This window comes from Mesorhizobium sp. M7A.F.Ca.ET.027.02.1.1 (genome assembly GCF_004022985.1).
GTDB lineage: Bacteria > Pseudomonadota > Alphaproteobacteria > Rhizobiales > Rhizobiaceae > Mesorhizobium.
Genome location: NZ_RZOL01000138.1, coordinates 1 through 14,498 on the forward strand (window position 1 = coordinate 1; position 14,498 = coordinate 14,498).

The following is a 14,498-nucleotide window of genomic DNA, read 5'->3' on the forward strand; positions in this document are numbered from 1 at the left end:
ATTCCACGATCTGTCCGTCGGCGAGAAAGCAGCGGCGCTCGGTCATCAGCAGCGGTGCGCCCGCGTCACAATGAAGGTGCTTTGCATCCTCCAGCGACGCGCCGCGCGAGCGCATGCGCTGGATTGCCCTCTGAGGCAGGAAGCCGCGTGCATCAAGCGCTTCATAAAGGGAATCCTGAACCATCTCGGGCGAAGGAAGGAAGCGAACCGGCACGGCCGAGACCTCGACGGCGATCGGCGCGCCATCGGCCGTCCTCACACGACGCATGCGAACCACATTGGTATTGCCCGCAATACCCAGGGCCATCATTTCGGCCGGGGATGGACGGCTTATCTGCTTGGAAAGCCATAGACATCCAGGCTTCAGGCCGCGCGCCAGAATGTCCTCCGAAAAGCTCGTCAGCGTCGAAAGCGATTTCTCGACCCGCGACCCGATCTCGGTTTTGGAACCGTGCCGGCGATTGAGCTGCCCTTCCTCTTCGAGCAGCGCCAGGGCCTTTCTCACAGTGACTCGCGAGATCGACAGGGCTTCCGCCAGAACCCGCTCGCCTGGCAGAACCGCGCCGGCTTTCAACGCGTTGGAGCGGATCGCCGCCTCGATCGCCGATTTCAACCGTCTGTAAAGCGGCACATCGGACGCTGTCGCTTCCATTTCCCGACTGACAAGCCCGATCAGGTTCACGGTTGTCATTGCCCTTCCTCCCGCGCGAGAAGCACCCAGGATCAAAACATTCCTGACTGGACCTATACTGGTATTATCAATCCGGTGCAAACGGCCAGCGGACGGTGCTTCGCCGCGCCCTCAGCGCATCACGATCCCTTAGCGAACCCTCGGTGACAGCTTCATGGAGATGCGATCGCAGGCAGCCCGCAGGACCTCCAGAGTATAGGCATGGCGGCTTTCACGCGTATGGCGATTGATATAGGCGACGATGATGGAGGCGACGGCACTGCCGTCCGGCCCGATGACCGGACAGCAGATATCGGTGATGCCGACGAAGTCACGGCTCTCGCGCATCCAGTAGCCGTCCGCGCGGATGGTACGAAGCTGCTTTTCCAGCGCGTCACGATCCAGCGGCGCCGGTGAATGCGCCGCACATTCATCGATCATCCGCGCTGCGACCTTTGGTGACTGGAAGGCAAGTATCACATGGCCGGAGGTCGCGTCGGTGGCCAGGCGGCCGTAGCCGAGGCGCAGCGTGAACGCCATGTCCTCGCCGCCGGGAGCGGCCGCGGTCACGACGGTCAAGCCATGATTGAAGACGACCAGGTGCGGCGACTGATTTGAGTCCCCGGCAATCTGCGTCAGCTCGGGCATGGCGGCGGACATGAGATCCTGAGCGCTCGGCGTGTGCAGCCCCAGCTTGAAAAGCTTGTCGGTCAACGAATAGGCGTCGGTCTCGGCGTTGCGCTCGATATATTGACGCTCCTGCAGCGCGATCAGCATCCGGAAAATCTCATTCTTCGAACGGCCGAGGCCTTCCGCGATCTCCTTCATCGTCAAGGGCGCCCGCGCCTCCGCCAGCAGTTCCAGGACATCCAGACCCTTGGTCAGCGCCGGGGCCGAATAGGTCGGTTTGCCACTCTCTTTTGCATCATCTGCCATTCGAAGAATCCCCGGTGGTCCCGCACGATAGAGACAAGAAATCGGAATTGCCATTGGTTTTATATCCAAACTTGACACCATATATAAAACTGACATGATGACGGGGACAATGAATTTCGAGGCCGACCCGATGACCGTCCAGAGACCTGCAAACACTGTGCGCGCAACCATCATTCCCCGGAACAACAGTGTTTACACGTCGGTCGATTTCGATCGCGAGGGCAAGCAGATCGGTTTCTTCCATGTGCCTCAATCGCCGCACGACGATGCCTGGGGCACGGTCCGCGTTCCGCTCGCCGTCATCAAGAACGGTGACGGTCCGACGGTCCTGATCGAGGGTGGCAACCACGGCGACGAATATGAGGGGCCGATCGCGCTCGGCGAGCTTCTGCGCGAGATCGATCCACGGGATATTGCCGGACGCATCATTGCGATTCCGGCCATCAACATTCGGGCCGTCGAGGCCGGCACCCGCACCTCCCCGGTCGACGGGTTGAATTTCAACCGCAGTTTCCCGGGCGATTTCAACGGCACGCTGACAAGCCAGATCGCGGCTTACGTGCATGACGTCCTGTTTCCGATGGCCGACTACTTCCTGGATCTCCATTCCGGCGGTTCGTCCCTGATGATCCTGCCGAGCGCGATCATCGAGCCCTCCCCGACCGCGCAAGGGCATCGCAAGAACATCAAGGCGACGCTCGCCTTCGGGGCGCCGACCGTTGTCATGGTCGACAATCTCGGTGAAACCCGGACCTCGACCGCGTCCGCCAACCACCAGGGGCTGATCGTCATCGGCAGTGAGATGGCCGGCGGCGGCCTTGTCAGTCCGGATGCGCTGGCCATCTGCCGTAGGGGCATCCGCAATGTGCTGAAACATGCAGGCGTTCTGAATGGCGCGCCTGACATCGCCCCTGGCGCCAACGCGCGCGTGCTCAAGGTTCCCGGAAGCGAAGGCTATCTGCTTTCCGAGGAGGACGGTGTCTTCGAACCCTTGAGCCCGCTCGGCAGTGCCGTCAGCAAAGGCGACCTTGCCGGACGCATTCACTTCCTCCACACGCCGTCACGCGCGCCCATCGATCTCCTTCACCCCATCGACGGCATCGTTTTCGCCAAGCGTCAGCCCGGCCGCGTGCGTCCGGGGAATTGCTGCTTCGTGCTTGCCAACGAATATCCGGAGGCACTGACCGATGAGCCATGAGGACATCATGGCGGCTGCCCGGCGCATTGCCCCCTTCATACGGCGAACCCCGGTCGTCAAGCTCGACCATGCCACGGGCGCAAACCTTCAAAATGATGTCTATTTGAAACTGGAATGCCTCCAGGTGAGCGGCTCCTTCAAGATTCGGGGCGCCACGAACCGGGTTAAAACGCTCGAGCCAAGCCGGATCGAAAACGGACTGATCGCCGCATCCGGTGGCAATCACGGCCTGGCCACCGCCTATGTGGCTGCCCGGGCCGGCGTTCCCGCCACCATCTACCTGCCGAACAATGCAAGCCCGCTGAAGGCGGAAAAGCTGCGCAAATGTGGGGCTGACGTTCGCTTCGAAGGCAATGTCTGGGATGAAGCGCATGAGGCGGCATTGGCCGAGGCAAAGGCGAGCGCCGCCTTCTACATGCATCCCTTCGCCGATGCGCAGATCGTGTCCGGTCAGGGAACCGTGGCGCTGGAGATGGTCGATCAAATTCCCGATGCCGACATCTACATCGTCGCGATCGGCGGTGGCGGGCTCATCAGCGGCATGTCCGAAGTCCTGAAGCACGTCAAACCCGAAGCCAGGATCATCGGTGTCGAGCCGACCGGTTCACCGACCCTTCACGCCTCCCTGGCTGCCGGCCGTGTGGTTCGCTTGCCCGAGATAACGACGAAGGTGGCGACCATGGCCTGCGGCCGCACGGACGAAAGCATCTACGAGATCGTCGCCAAGCACGTCGACGACATTGTCCTTGTCGAGGATGCGGACATGCAGAAGGCCGCTGAATTGCTCTGGTTCGAATTCGGCATCGCCGCCGACCTCAGCGGCGCGGCATCGCTGGCCGCCTTGATGAGCGGCGCTTTCAAGCCACCGCGCGGCGCCCGCATCGCCGGGCTTGTCTGTGGCGCCGGTGTCGAGGGCCTGAATGGCTGAGGTTGAGCAAGGCCGGTCCACGCAGACGCGGCCCTGACATGAATACGGCACGAGTGCCGCGAAATACCGCCGGAATGCCTGTCACTGGGACGGTCGTCGTGCGGGACATGAAAAAGAGGCGAAGAATCGTCCTGTCGCAACAAGAGGAGAACTGAAACATGCGCATTTCCCTGAAAGCATCCATTGCTCTGCTCGCACTCGCCATCGCGACGCCCTCGCTTGCCGCGGAAAAGGTTTTGGGGCTTGCGGCAATCGACCTGCAGAACTCCTTCTTCGTCCGCATGAAGGAAGCGGGCGACGTGGCTGCCGCCGACTATGGGGTGAAATCCACTTGGCAGAGCGCCGAGGGCAGTCTGGAAAAACAGGTCAGCATCATCGAGAATTTCATCAATCAAGGCGTCAGCGCGATCCTGATCGATCCGATCGACAAGAACGCGGTCATTCCGGTCATCCAGAAAGCCACCGCCGCCGGCATTCCGGTGATCACCATGGGCAACAAGGTCGAGGCCGGCTCGAACTACTCGACGCTCTATCCGGACTACGACAACATGTCGATGGTTGCCCGCGCGCTCGGCAAGTCGCTTGGCGGCAAGGGCGAAGTCGCCCTGCTCGTCGGTTCGCGTGGCAACTTCGTGTCCGACACGCGCGAAAAAGGCTTTGTCGAAACCCTGAAAAAGGAGTTTCCGGACATCAAGGTTGTCGGCATCGAGCCGACCGGCTGGGACGCAGCCAAGGCAACCAATGCCGCCCAGACCTGGCTCACCACCTATCCGGATCTGAAGGCCATCGGCTGCATCTCCGACAGCCTTTGCCTGGCCGCCGATTCCGTTGCCAGCTCGATGGGAACTCAGTTGCTCTACGGCGGCTATGACGGCGACGCCGAGATGAAGCCGCTGATCGACGACGGCAAGATGGTGATGGACGTGCTGACCGGCGCCTATCGTGTCGGCTACTGGAACATCGCCGTTGCCGCTCGTCTGGCCAACGGCGAAAAGCTGCCGCAGGATCTCTACATGCCGACCTATTTCGTGACCTCGGATGCGACGGCCGCGAAGCTCAAGGCGGATGGCCTCACCTTCGAATACATCAACACCGACAAAGAGGCGGTGGAAGCCAAGAACTATACCGAGCAACTCGGTCCCAAGGTTCCGGCGACCGCCATGACCCTGGCAAAGTAACAGCCTAGAGCGGCTCAAGCGCCGGATGACGTATCATCCGGCGTCCCCTTTTCCTGACGATCGCCGTCGCCGCTCCGTGGTGACCGCGCATGATGCTCGATAAGAGGACCGACCCATGTTCCAGTCCTGGACCTCTCCGTTACTGCGGCGCAACGAACCGGTTCTCATCGCGGTGCTGCTGGTCGCCATCGCCGTCTTCGGCTGGATCGATCCGCGTTTTCTGTCGACCGGCAATCTTGTCAGCATCGCGCAGCAGAGTGCGGTCATCGCCCTCATCTCTTTTGCCATGACGGCCGTGATCATCGCGCGCGGCATTGATATTTCCGTCGGCAGCAATCTTGCCTGTTCCGGCATCGCCGCGGGTCTTGCCTACACGGCAACCGGCTCGGCGAGCTTGAGCCTTCTCGCCGCGATCGGTGGCGGTGCCGCAATCGGTCTGCTCAATGGAACGTTGATCGGCTTTGCCGGCATCTCCCCATTCATCGCAACGCTCGCCACCATGGCGTTTGCGCGCGGCCTGGCGCTCAGCCTCTCCGGCGCATCCAGCATCGCGGTCGCCGATCTGGTCCTGCTTTTCGCGGGACGCGAGACGATCGGCCTCCTGCCGGTCTCCGTCATCATCGCCGCCATCTGCCTGGGCCTCTGGTGGTTCGTGCTCAATCGTACGGTCTACGGACGCTGGATCTATGCGGTCGGCGGCAATGCGGGCGCGGCGCGGTCCTCACTGGTTCCCGTCGACCTCGTGCGCATCTCCGTCTACCTGATTGCCGGTGCGACGGCCGGGCTCGGCGCGATACTCACCATCGGTCGTCTCGGTTCGGCACAGCCGCTTGCCGGCACCGGGCTCGAATTTACAGCCATTACAGCCGCGATCATCGGCGGCACGAAACTGTCCGGCGGCCAGGGCTCCATCTGGGGAACGGCGATCGGGGCGCTGCTGCTGGGCGTCATCAACACCGGCCTGTCCTTCCTGCAGGTGCCGCAGATCCTGAACTATTTCGTGACCGCGAGCCTCATTCTGGTGGCCGTTCTTACCAGCCAGCCGGAGAGTGTCGCCGCCCTGTTCAAGACCGGTGGCCGCAAGTCCACCCCGTCGCCCCGCAACATCGCCGCAACACCGGTCGGCAAACACAGCATCGCCTTGCGCGGGCTTGGCAAGTCTTTTCCGGGCGTCAAGGCACTCGATGGTGTCAGCTTTGCCGTCTCGGCCGGTGAGGTGGTGGGACTTGCCGGCGAGAACGGGGCCGGGAAATCGACGCTGGTGAAGTGCATTTCCGGTCTGCATCGCCCGGACGAGGGTGAGATCATCATCGACGGCAACGCCGTCCAGTTCCACTCCCCCAGCGACGCCAAGGGCATCAGCGTCATCCATCAGCATTTCAGCCTTTCGCCGGACCTGACGGTGGCCGAGAATCTCTTCATCGGCCGCGAACCGCATACCCGCCTGGGATTTCTCGACCGGGCTCGGATGCGGCGAGATGCAAAATCCATCATGGACGAGCTGTCGCTCGATATCGACATTGGCGCGGAGCTGCGAACACTTTCCGTCGGGCACCGGCAGATGGTGGAAATTGCCCGTGCCGTTCTGTCCGATGCCTGGTTCTTCATCATGGACGAGCCGACCAGCGCGCTCTCCAACCGCGAGCGCGACCAGCTCTATGACCTGATCGACAGGCTGAGAGCTCGCGGCGCCGGCATCCTCTACATCTCCCACAAGATGGAAGAGATCTTCAGCCAGTGCGACCGCGTCGCCGTTCTGCGTGACGGGCGCTTCATCGGCGAGCGCCAGACCCGCCAGACCAGCGAGGCCGAGATCGTCTCGATGATGGTCGGGCGCGATGTCGGCGACATCTTCCCCTATCTCGAAGCGCAAGTCGGCGAAACCGCGATCGAAATCAGCAACATCTCCGATGGCAAGCTCTTGAAGTCGGCCACGCTCAGCGTGTGCAGGGGCGAAATCGTCGCGCTCGCCGGCCTGATGGGAAGCGGCCGCTCCGAGGTGCTCAGGCTGATTGCCGGCCTCGAGACCATGCATGGCGGCACGCTCAGAATTTTCGGCGGGCAGCAGACCGGCGGCGACACCAAGGCCGCCAATCGCGCCGGCATCGTCTACATACCCGAAGACCGGCACCTGGAAGGATTCGTCGGCACGATGTCGATCAGGGACAACCTGTCCCTCGCCTGGATTCGCGACAACAGTCACTTCGGCCTGCTGAGACCTCGCCGCATCCTGGCACTCGCCCGCGATCTCATCGGCTCACTCGGCGTGCGGCCGGCCCAGCCCGACAAAATGACCATCGAGCTTTCGGGCGGCAATCAGCAGAAGGTCGTCATCGGCAAATGGCTTGCCACCAAACCGAAGATCATCCTGCTCGACGAGCCGACACGGGGCGTCGACGTCGGCGCGAAGTCCGAACTCCATCACCTGATCGCAAGATTGAAGGCCGAGGGCGCGGCGATCCTCATGGTGTCGAGCGAGTTGCCCGAGGTTCTCGGCGTTGCCGACCGCATCGTCGTCATGCGCGAAGGCCACTCTGTCGGCACGCTGGCTCGTGGGGCGACGGAAGAAGACGTGATGACGCTGGCCTTCGGTGATCGCACGATCACGCCACCAGCCTGCGCACCCCGGCCAGCATCCAACCTTGCACCATGCCTGTAAGGAGAACCCTTTGAGCAAGCTGAAGATCGCCATCGTCGGTGCCGGCTACATGGGTCTCCTGCATGCGCAGGTGGTTGCCGCGAGCCCTGTCGCGGAACTGTCGGCATTCGTTGATCCGAATGCTGCCACGGGGAGCAAGGCCGCGTCGGATTTCGGTGCCCGGCATTTCCGCGATGCCGCCACCGCGCTGGCCGCCAATGCCGCCGACGCCTATATCGTGGCGGCACCCGACACGCTGCATGAAGACGTCTGCCGCACGCTGCTCGATGCCGGCAAGCCGGTGCTGCTCGAAAAACCGATGGCTCACGATCTTTCCGCTGCCAAGGCGATTGCCAGAGCGGCGGAGAGAAACGGCGCGCGCCTGTTGGTCGGCCACATCCTGCGGTTCGACCCGCGCTATTGCGAGGCCGCGGCAGCGGTGAAATCCGGGCGGATCGGCGAGCCGATCCACGGCAGCAGCGGCCGTTTCACCAATCGCGAAGTCGGTCTTCGCATGAACGGAAACTCGAGCGTCTGCTTCTACCTCGGCGTGCACGACGTCGATGCGCTGCAATGGATCTCAGGTTCGGACATCATCGCCGTCTACTCTCGGCCCGTCGCCAAGCTCATGCCTTCGCTCGGGGTTCGCTCCGAAGACGCGATCTTCTCCACCGTCGAGCTGTCGAACGGAATGAGCGGACAGCTCTATTTCGGCTGGACGCTGCCACCGACCGTTCCGACCGGCATCTGGGCACGCACGGAAATCATCGGCACGGAAGGCATGATCGACCTCGACGTGCGCGACCACGGTCTACGCATCCTGTCGCGTGGACAGTGGTCGCAACCCGACGCCCTGCACTGGCCGACCGTCAATGGCCGTATCACCGGGGATCTCTTCGAGGAGGTCCACCATTTCATTTCGGCGGTTCGCGACGACACCCCTTTCGTGATGCCGGTCGGCGACGCCCTGCGCGCCGTCGCCGTCAATGATGCCATCCTGCGCAGCGTCAAATCAGGCCTGCGCGAACCGGTCGAAGATTGGCACATCCGATGAGAGGATCCTCATGACCCGCCAACAGAACATCTGGTGCAGGCGCTTTCTCGACCTCTCGCCGTTGATCCTGCTGGTCATCCTGCTGGCGATCTTCGCGCTCATCGACGCCCGCATCGTTTCAACCGCCAGCCTCATCAACATCGTCGCCCAGGCGACCCCGATCGCCATCCTGGCGCTTGGGGCTCTGATCGTTCTGCTGACGGCGGGCATCGACCTGTCCGCCGGCGTCGGCGTCGCCTTCTGCGCCGTCTTCATCGCCAGCCTGATCGACGGCGGCGCCGGCCTGCCGCTTGCCCTGCTCGTCGGCTTTGCCGTGATGGTGGTGATCGGCCTCGCGAACGGCGCCGTTATCGCATTGTTGAAGATACCGCCCTTCGTGACGACACTGGCCACAATGGTCGCGCTGCAGGGCGCAACGCTTGCGGTTGCCTCCAAAGGCGTCCTGATGCTGAAGGATCCGACGCTTCGCGCGGTCGGCATCGAGCGCAGCTTCGGCATTCCCAATGTCATCTTCGCAACACTGCTGATCGTCGCCGTAGCAGCAATCCTGATGCGGCACAGCCGTTTCGGGCTGCGTACCTATGCGCTCGGGTCGGATGCCGGGGCCGCGGAACTTGCCGGCATCCCGGTGACGAAACACACGATCCTCGTCTATTGCGCCTCCAGTATCTTCGTCTTCCTGACGGCTGTGATCATGATCAGCCGGGTGCCTGTCGTGACGCCCAATATCGGTGGTACCTCGCTGCTTCTGGACGCGATCGCCGCTGCCGTGCTCGGCGGCACCAGTATCTTCGGCGGACGGGGAACGGTGTGGGGCGCGGTCGTCGGCGCCCTGATCGTCAGCCTGCTGACGACGGCGCTTCGGGTGTTCGGCACGGACCCGTCCAGCCTCGAACTCTACAAGGGGGCAATCATCATGGTCGCTCTCCTGGCCGATTCCGGCATGACCTACGCCAAGGCCCGGCTTGTCGAGGCAGCACGATGAGCGAGCCAGTTCCGGCATTGCCGATCCCGCCTGGGTCCAGCTTTGCGCTGATGACCTCGCCGGATACGGAAAGACACGCGACAGCCGGCGTGCATAAACCCGTCGTCATTCTGCCGCTCGGCGCTGTCGAGCAACATGGCCCCCATCTGCCGCTCGGCGTCGATTGCTGGCTTGCGGAAGCGGTTGCGCTCGCCGCGGCGGAAGGACAGGCCTCCATGCGTGTCGCCGAACCTTTCGCCTATGGCTCGTCCGAGCATCATCGCTCCTTCTCCGGCACCATGAGCCTCAGCCCGCAGACCTTCATCGCCGTTCTCGTCGATCTCTGCACCTGCCTTGCCGAAGACGGCTTCCTGCCGGTCATGCTGAACGGCCATGGCGGAAACCGCGCCGCGATCCAGGTGGCGATCACCACCCTTGGCCAGCGTGGCATCGTCACCGCGGGTTTCTCGTATTTCGATCTCATCGCCGACGTGGCGGCGGAGGCCCTGCCCGATGCCGCTACAGGCACCGGTCACGCTTGCGCGCTTGAAACCTCGTTGATGATGCATGTGCTTGGCGACAGCGTTCGCCGCGATCTCATCCCGCCGGGCGGCACCCCGCCATCCTGGCCGGATCCTCACCTTTACGCCGCGCCGGCCGTCACCGTCTGGCGCCGTTTCGAAGCCATCCGCGGCAACGGCGTCATCGGTACGCCGTCGCAGGCGGGCGCGGAGGCCGGCAGCAGACTTTTCATCGCAGCCGTGGAACGCAGCCGCGCCGCCATTTTGAACATCCAATCCGAATTCGGCCAAAGGAACGCATGATGACAGTCCATTTCAAATCTTCTCTCGAAGGCCCCAACCTGCGCGGCATGGCGATCGTCTCGGAGCCGGAAGCAGCCGCCCGCATCGGCATCAACCGTATCGGCGGCGAGTGGATTGCCGGCAGCTCCGGCAAGTTCCTGAAAATCGACAGTCCGTCGACGGGCGAGCACCTCGGCTATCTCTCACTTTCCACCCGCGCCGATGTCGGCCGCGCGGTGAAAGCCGCCGAAGGCGCACGCGAGGCCATGCGCAAGATGGGAACCTTCGCACGCGCTCAACTGTGCATGCGCATCGCCGACGCGATCGACAGGCGCGCCGAGGAACTCGCGCGCCTGCTCTGCCTGGAACAGGGTAAACCCTTCCACAGCGAGGCAAAGGCCGAAGCATCGGCGGCAGCTCTCGGTTTCCGCAATGCGGCAGAGCAGATGAAGTGGCTGGAGACGGCGGCGTTTCCGCTTGCTGATGCCAACAAGCGCGCCTTCAGCTTCCTGCAGCCGAAGGGTGTCTTTGCCATCATCACACCTTGGAATTTCCCGCTCGCCCTGCCCTGCCTCTATTATCTCGGACCGGCCATCGCAACGGGCAACACCGTCGTCTGGGTGCCGGCGCCGACGACGTCGCTGATTGCCACGGCACTTGTCGAATGCTTCATCGAGGCGGGCCTGCCGGACGGCGCCATCAATCTCGTTCTGGGTGACGGTGCGGAGGTGGGCGACGAGGCGGTCGTTCATCCGGGCACCCATGCCATCGGCTTCACCGGCAGTTCTGTCACAGGCGCGACGATCGCCCGGCGTGGAGCGGGCAAGCCGCTTCTGCTCGAAATGGGCGGCAACGGTCCGACCATCGTGCTGGCCGATGCCGATATCGACATGGCCGCCGCCCAGGTCGGGGCCGGCTGCTTTGCCAATGCCGGGCAGATCTGCACGGCCACCGAACGCGTGCTGGTGCATAAATCCGTCCATGACCGTTTCATAGAAGGTCTCGTGAAAGCGGCCGCGCAGGTGAAAATGGGCGACCCTTTCGATCCCGCGACGACGATGGGTCCGATCAACAATGCGGTGGCCGTCGACAAGGTACTCAGCCACATCGCGGACGCCCGCGCGCGTGGCGCCGAGATCGTCACCGGCGGCAATGTGGCGTCGGGTTTTGCCACCAATCTCTATTTCGAGCCGTCGATCGTCACAGGACTGACCCGGGAAAGCCTGCTCAATGTCGAGGAATCCTTCGGGCCGATCGCACCCGTGCTGATCTTCGAGACCGATGAGGAGGCGATGGAACTTGCGGCGTCCAGCCCCTACGGCCTGTCGGCCGCGGTCTTCACCAGCACCATCAAGAACGCCTTTGCCTTTGCTGAAAGCCTGAAGGTCGGCATCGTCAACATCAACGAGATGAGCTGTTATTGGGAGCCGCATATTCCTGCCGGCGGCGCCGCCGGGACGCAGAGCGGCCTCGGCCGCACCGGGGGTCGGCACACGCTGATGGAAATGTGCGACCTGAAGACGATTACCGTGGATATCACCCGCTGACTCCAAGGCCCGCGCCTTGTGCGCGGGCTTGCCCTCGAGCTGTCAGGTGGACCGGCGCAGGCTGTCGGCCATTTTCTCGCCAATCATGATCGAGGTGAGATTGGTGTTTGCCTGGCAATCGAGCGGCATGATCGACGCATCGATAACCCGCAGTCCTTCCAAACCGTAGACCCGGCATTCCGGATCGACCACGGCCTCGCCGGGCCTTCCCATGCAACAGCCTCCGATCCCATGCTGCGCATCGGAAGACTGCGCCAGCAGGAAATTGTCGACCTCCTCGTCGCTTGCCGTTTCGAGCCATGACAAAGGCAGATCGGAATCCCCCAGCAGGACGCGCTCGGCGATCGCCTGGATCGGCGCCTGCCGGGCAATCTCGCCAAGGTGGCGATAGGCGATACGCATGCGCTGGAGATCCATTGGATCGTCCAGCATGTTCTCTTCCACGAGCGGCTGGTCGAAAGGGTTGGCGGAACGCAGTTGCACGGTGCCGCGGCTCTTGGCCTCCATCAGGATCAGATTGACCATCGCCTCGCCGAACTGGGCGCTGTCGGACTCCACGCCGATGCCGCCATGGTTCATGGCGACGTAGAGAATGTCGTCGCGCTCAGCGCCCGGCACGCCCGAACTCGTCCGCACACAGCAGTTGGTATGCCGCGCGTCGACATCGGTCGCCTTGAATCCCGGCTTCAGCTTCAGTTCGATGCGGCAATAAGGATGGTCGAAGAAACCTTCGCCGACCGGCAGGTCGGCAAGCACCTCGATGTCCTTTCGTTTCAAGAGAGCCGCAGGACCGATGCCCGAGCGCTGCAGGATGACCGGAGAGTGGATGGCGCCGGCCGAGACGATGACCAGCGGCGCCTCGAATTTGCGAACTAGCCCGGCCACGATGGCCAAAACGCCGATCGCTTTCCTGCCATCGAAAAGCACCTTGTCCACCGTCGCCTGCCCGATGATGGTAAGGTTCGGCCGGTAGCGGGCAGCTTCCAGATAGCCGTCATTGACCGACACGCGCTTGCCGGCTCGACTGTTGATGGGATAGGTGCAAGCCCCTTCGGCATCCGGAGCATTGAGATCGTCATGCCAGGGATGGCCGAGAGCCATCGCGCTTTGGCGCATGGCCTTGTCGACGCTGCCCCAGCTTTCGACAGGCGCGCGGTAGATCGGAATCGGGCCGCCGCTGCCGTGAAAATTGGCCGCGATCGGGTCATCCTCCAGGCGGCAGAAGAAGGGCAGCACGTCGGCTCCCGACCAGCCCTTGCATCCGATTTCCTCCCAGCGGTCGAATGCATGGAGCACACCGCGAATGGCAATCTGCCCATTGACGGCCGTCGAACCGCCAAGCCCCTTGCCGCGCCAGTAGACCCGGTGTTCCTGCCGCTTCGTGCGACGAGCCATCAGGTCGGGATACATGTATTGTTGCTGAAAATGGTCGGGAAGAAGCAGGTTGAAGGGATTTGGGCTCGCCATCTCGGCAGGTTGCTCGCCGCTCCGGTAGTCCGGCCCCGCTTCCAGCAAAAGCACGTTCGTGGCAGCATCTTCGGTTAGCCGGGCAGCAAGAACAGCTCCGGCTGCGCCGGCTCCGATAACGATGACATCAAAGGGCATGCCGCACTCCCTACATCCGATCAATGCACGGCTGACTCGACCGCGACATCATGTTGATTTCATTTGCGCACGATCATCTGCTGGCATTCAGGCTCAGCGCTGTACGCCGGAACCAACCACCTTAGCCGCGCTGCACGACTGCAAGATCATCATGATTTGTTTTATATGTAAATATGATTTCGTATATGAACTCCCATCTACTCCATATGGCGCGACGAACCCCGGTGCTCTCCGTCACTGCCGGCGATTCTCACACCGTCATCGTCCATTGCCTTTTGAAGCGATCGGCTCTCGACAAAAGCGGTATTTGGCGTGCTGCCCCTTCCGAGTCGCGCCCAGGGAACAACTGCTTCCATGGAAAGTTAGTCCATGGCTACACCGCCGGTGAGCTTTCATGACAATCCAAGGGAGACAAATCATGGCGACTGCAAAAAGAGCGACGACAAAAGGACTGGAGGCTTTGTTCCTCGATGGGCTGAAGGACATTTACTACGCTGAAAAGAAAATACTCAAAGCCTTGCCGAAGATGGCAAAGGGCGCCGAATCCGAGGAGGTGGCCGCGGCCTTTGAGAAACATCGCATGGAAACCGAAGGCCAGGTCGATCGGCTCGAGCAAGTGTTCGAACTTATGGACAAACCGGCCCGCGGCAAGACCTGTCCGGCGATCGACGGCATTCTTGAGGAAGGGTCGGAAATTCTCGACGAATACAAGGGTGACCCGGCGCTGGATGCAGGACTGGTCGGCGCGGCACAGGCCGTCGAGCACTATGAAATCGCGCGTTATGGCACGTTGGTCGCGTGGGCTGAACAGCTTGGCAAGAGCGACGTGGTCAAGCTCCTCAACGAGACATTGAAAGAGGAGGTCGCGACGGACGAAGCGCTTTCCGGGCTGGGCGAAGGCGGTGTCAATGAGCGCGCCCTGCAGCAAGCTGCCTGACTGGGCGTCGTCGCGCCGGCGCCAGGCCGCCGGGCGACTT

At 62.5% G+C, this 14,498-nt stretch carries 12 protein-coding genes; 9 read left to right on the forward strand and 3 right to left on the reverse strand.

Going from position 1 to position 14,498, the window contains the following annotated elements; genetic code table 11:
• The coding region (locus tag EN749_RS16700) for a GntR family transcriptional regulator (protein WP_145990928.1) at nt 1-691 on the reverse strand (691 nt) is incomplete at its 3' end.
• A gap of 129 nt (nt 692-820) precedes the next feature.
• Entirely contained in the window at nt 821-1,660 is an 840-nt protein-coding gene (locus tag EN749_RS16705) for an IclR family transcriptional regulator (protein ID WP_164749416.1), read from the reverse strand.
• A 40-nt stretch (nt 1,661-1,700) separates the two neighbouring features.
• Between EN749_RS16705 and EN749_RS16710 the strand changes: the two genes are divergently transcribed.
• From EN749_RS16710 to EN749_RS16745, 8 genes are all read left to right on the forward strand, one after another.
• Entirely contained in the window at nt 1,701-2,804 is a 1,104-nt protein-coding gene (locus tag EN749_RS16710) for a succinylglutamate desuccinylase/aspartoacylase family protein (RefSeq protein WP_245486661.1), read from the forward strand.
• Nucleotides 2,794-3,732 (forward strand): threonine/serine dehydratase, encoded by a 939-nt coding sequence (locus EN749_RS16715; protein WP_128363563.1) that lies wholly within the window; start codon nt 2,794-2,796, stop codon nt 3,730-3,732. Before EN749_RS16710 ends, EN749_RS16715 begins: the two co-directional genes overlap by 11 nt.
• Before the next feature lie 158 nt (nt 3,733-3,890).
• On the forward strand, nt 3,891-4,910 hold the full coding sequence (locus EN749_RS16720; RefSeq protein WP_013530435.1) for a sugar ABC transporter substrate-binding protein: 1,020 nt from the start codon (nt 3,891-3,893) through the stop codon (nt 4,908-4,910).
• 115 nt (nt 4,911-5,025) lie between these two features.
• On the forward strand, nt 5,026-7,569 hold the full coding sequence (locus EN749_RS16725; RefSeq protein WP_128363564.1) for an ATP-binding cassette domain-containing protein: 2,544 nt from the start codon (nt 5,026-5,028) through the stop codon (nt 7,567-7,569).
• A gap of 10 nt (nt 7,570-7,579) precedes the next feature.
• Nucleotides 7,580-8,602 carry a Gfo/Idh/MocA family oxidoreductase gene (locus tag EN749_RS16730; protein WP_127271524.1) on the forward strand — a complete coding sequence of 341 codons (1,023 nt, stop codon included), beginning with the start codon at nt 7,580-7,582 and terminating at the stop codon, nt 8,600-8,602.
• Between the two features lie 10 nt (nt 8,603-8,612).
• On the forward strand, nt 8,613-9,587 hold the full coding sequence (locus EN749_RS16735) for an ABC transporter permease (protein ID WP_023809451.1): 975 nt from the start codon (nt 8,613-8,615) through the stop codon (nt 9,585-9,587).
• A complete protein-coding gene (locus EN749_RS16740) occupies nt 9,584-10,390 on the forward strand; it encodes a creatininase family protein (protein ID WP_127271522.1) in 807 nt (268 codons plus the stop codon). The genes EN749_RS16735 and EN749_RS16740 overlap by 4 nt, the downstream gene beginning before the upstream one ends.
• Complete coding sequence (locus EN749_RS16745) at nt 10,390-11,916, forward strand: aldehyde dehydrogenase family protein (RefSeq protein ID WP_127395838.1); 1,527 nt, start codon at nt 10,390-10,392, stop codon at nt 11,914-11,916. The genes EN749_RS16740 and EN749_RS16745 overlap by 1 nt, the downstream gene beginning before the upstream one ends.
• Nucleotides 11,917-11,958: 42 nt before the next feature.
• Here the strand turns inward: EN749_RS16745 and EN749_RS16750 are convergent, their stop codons facing one another.
• Nucleotides 11,959-13,521 (reverse strand): GMC family oxidoreductase N-terminal domain-containing protein, encoded by a 1,563-nt coding sequence (locus EN749_RS16750; RefSeq protein WP_128363565.1) that lies wholly within the window; start codon nt 13,519-13,521, stop codon nt 11,959-11,961.
• 418 nt (nt 13,522-13,939) lie between these two features.
• Here EN749_RS16750 and EN749_RS16755 point away from each other — a divergent pair, with 418 nt between their 5' ends.
• Nucleotides 13,940-14,458 carry a ferritin-like domain-containing protein gene (locus tag EN749_RS16755; protein WP_127268257.1) on the forward strand — a complete coding sequence of 173 codons (519 nt, stop codon included), beginning with the start codon at nt 13,940-13,942 and terminating at the stop codon, nt 14,456-14,458.
• Nucleotides 14,459-14,498 lie beyond the last annotated feature (40 nt).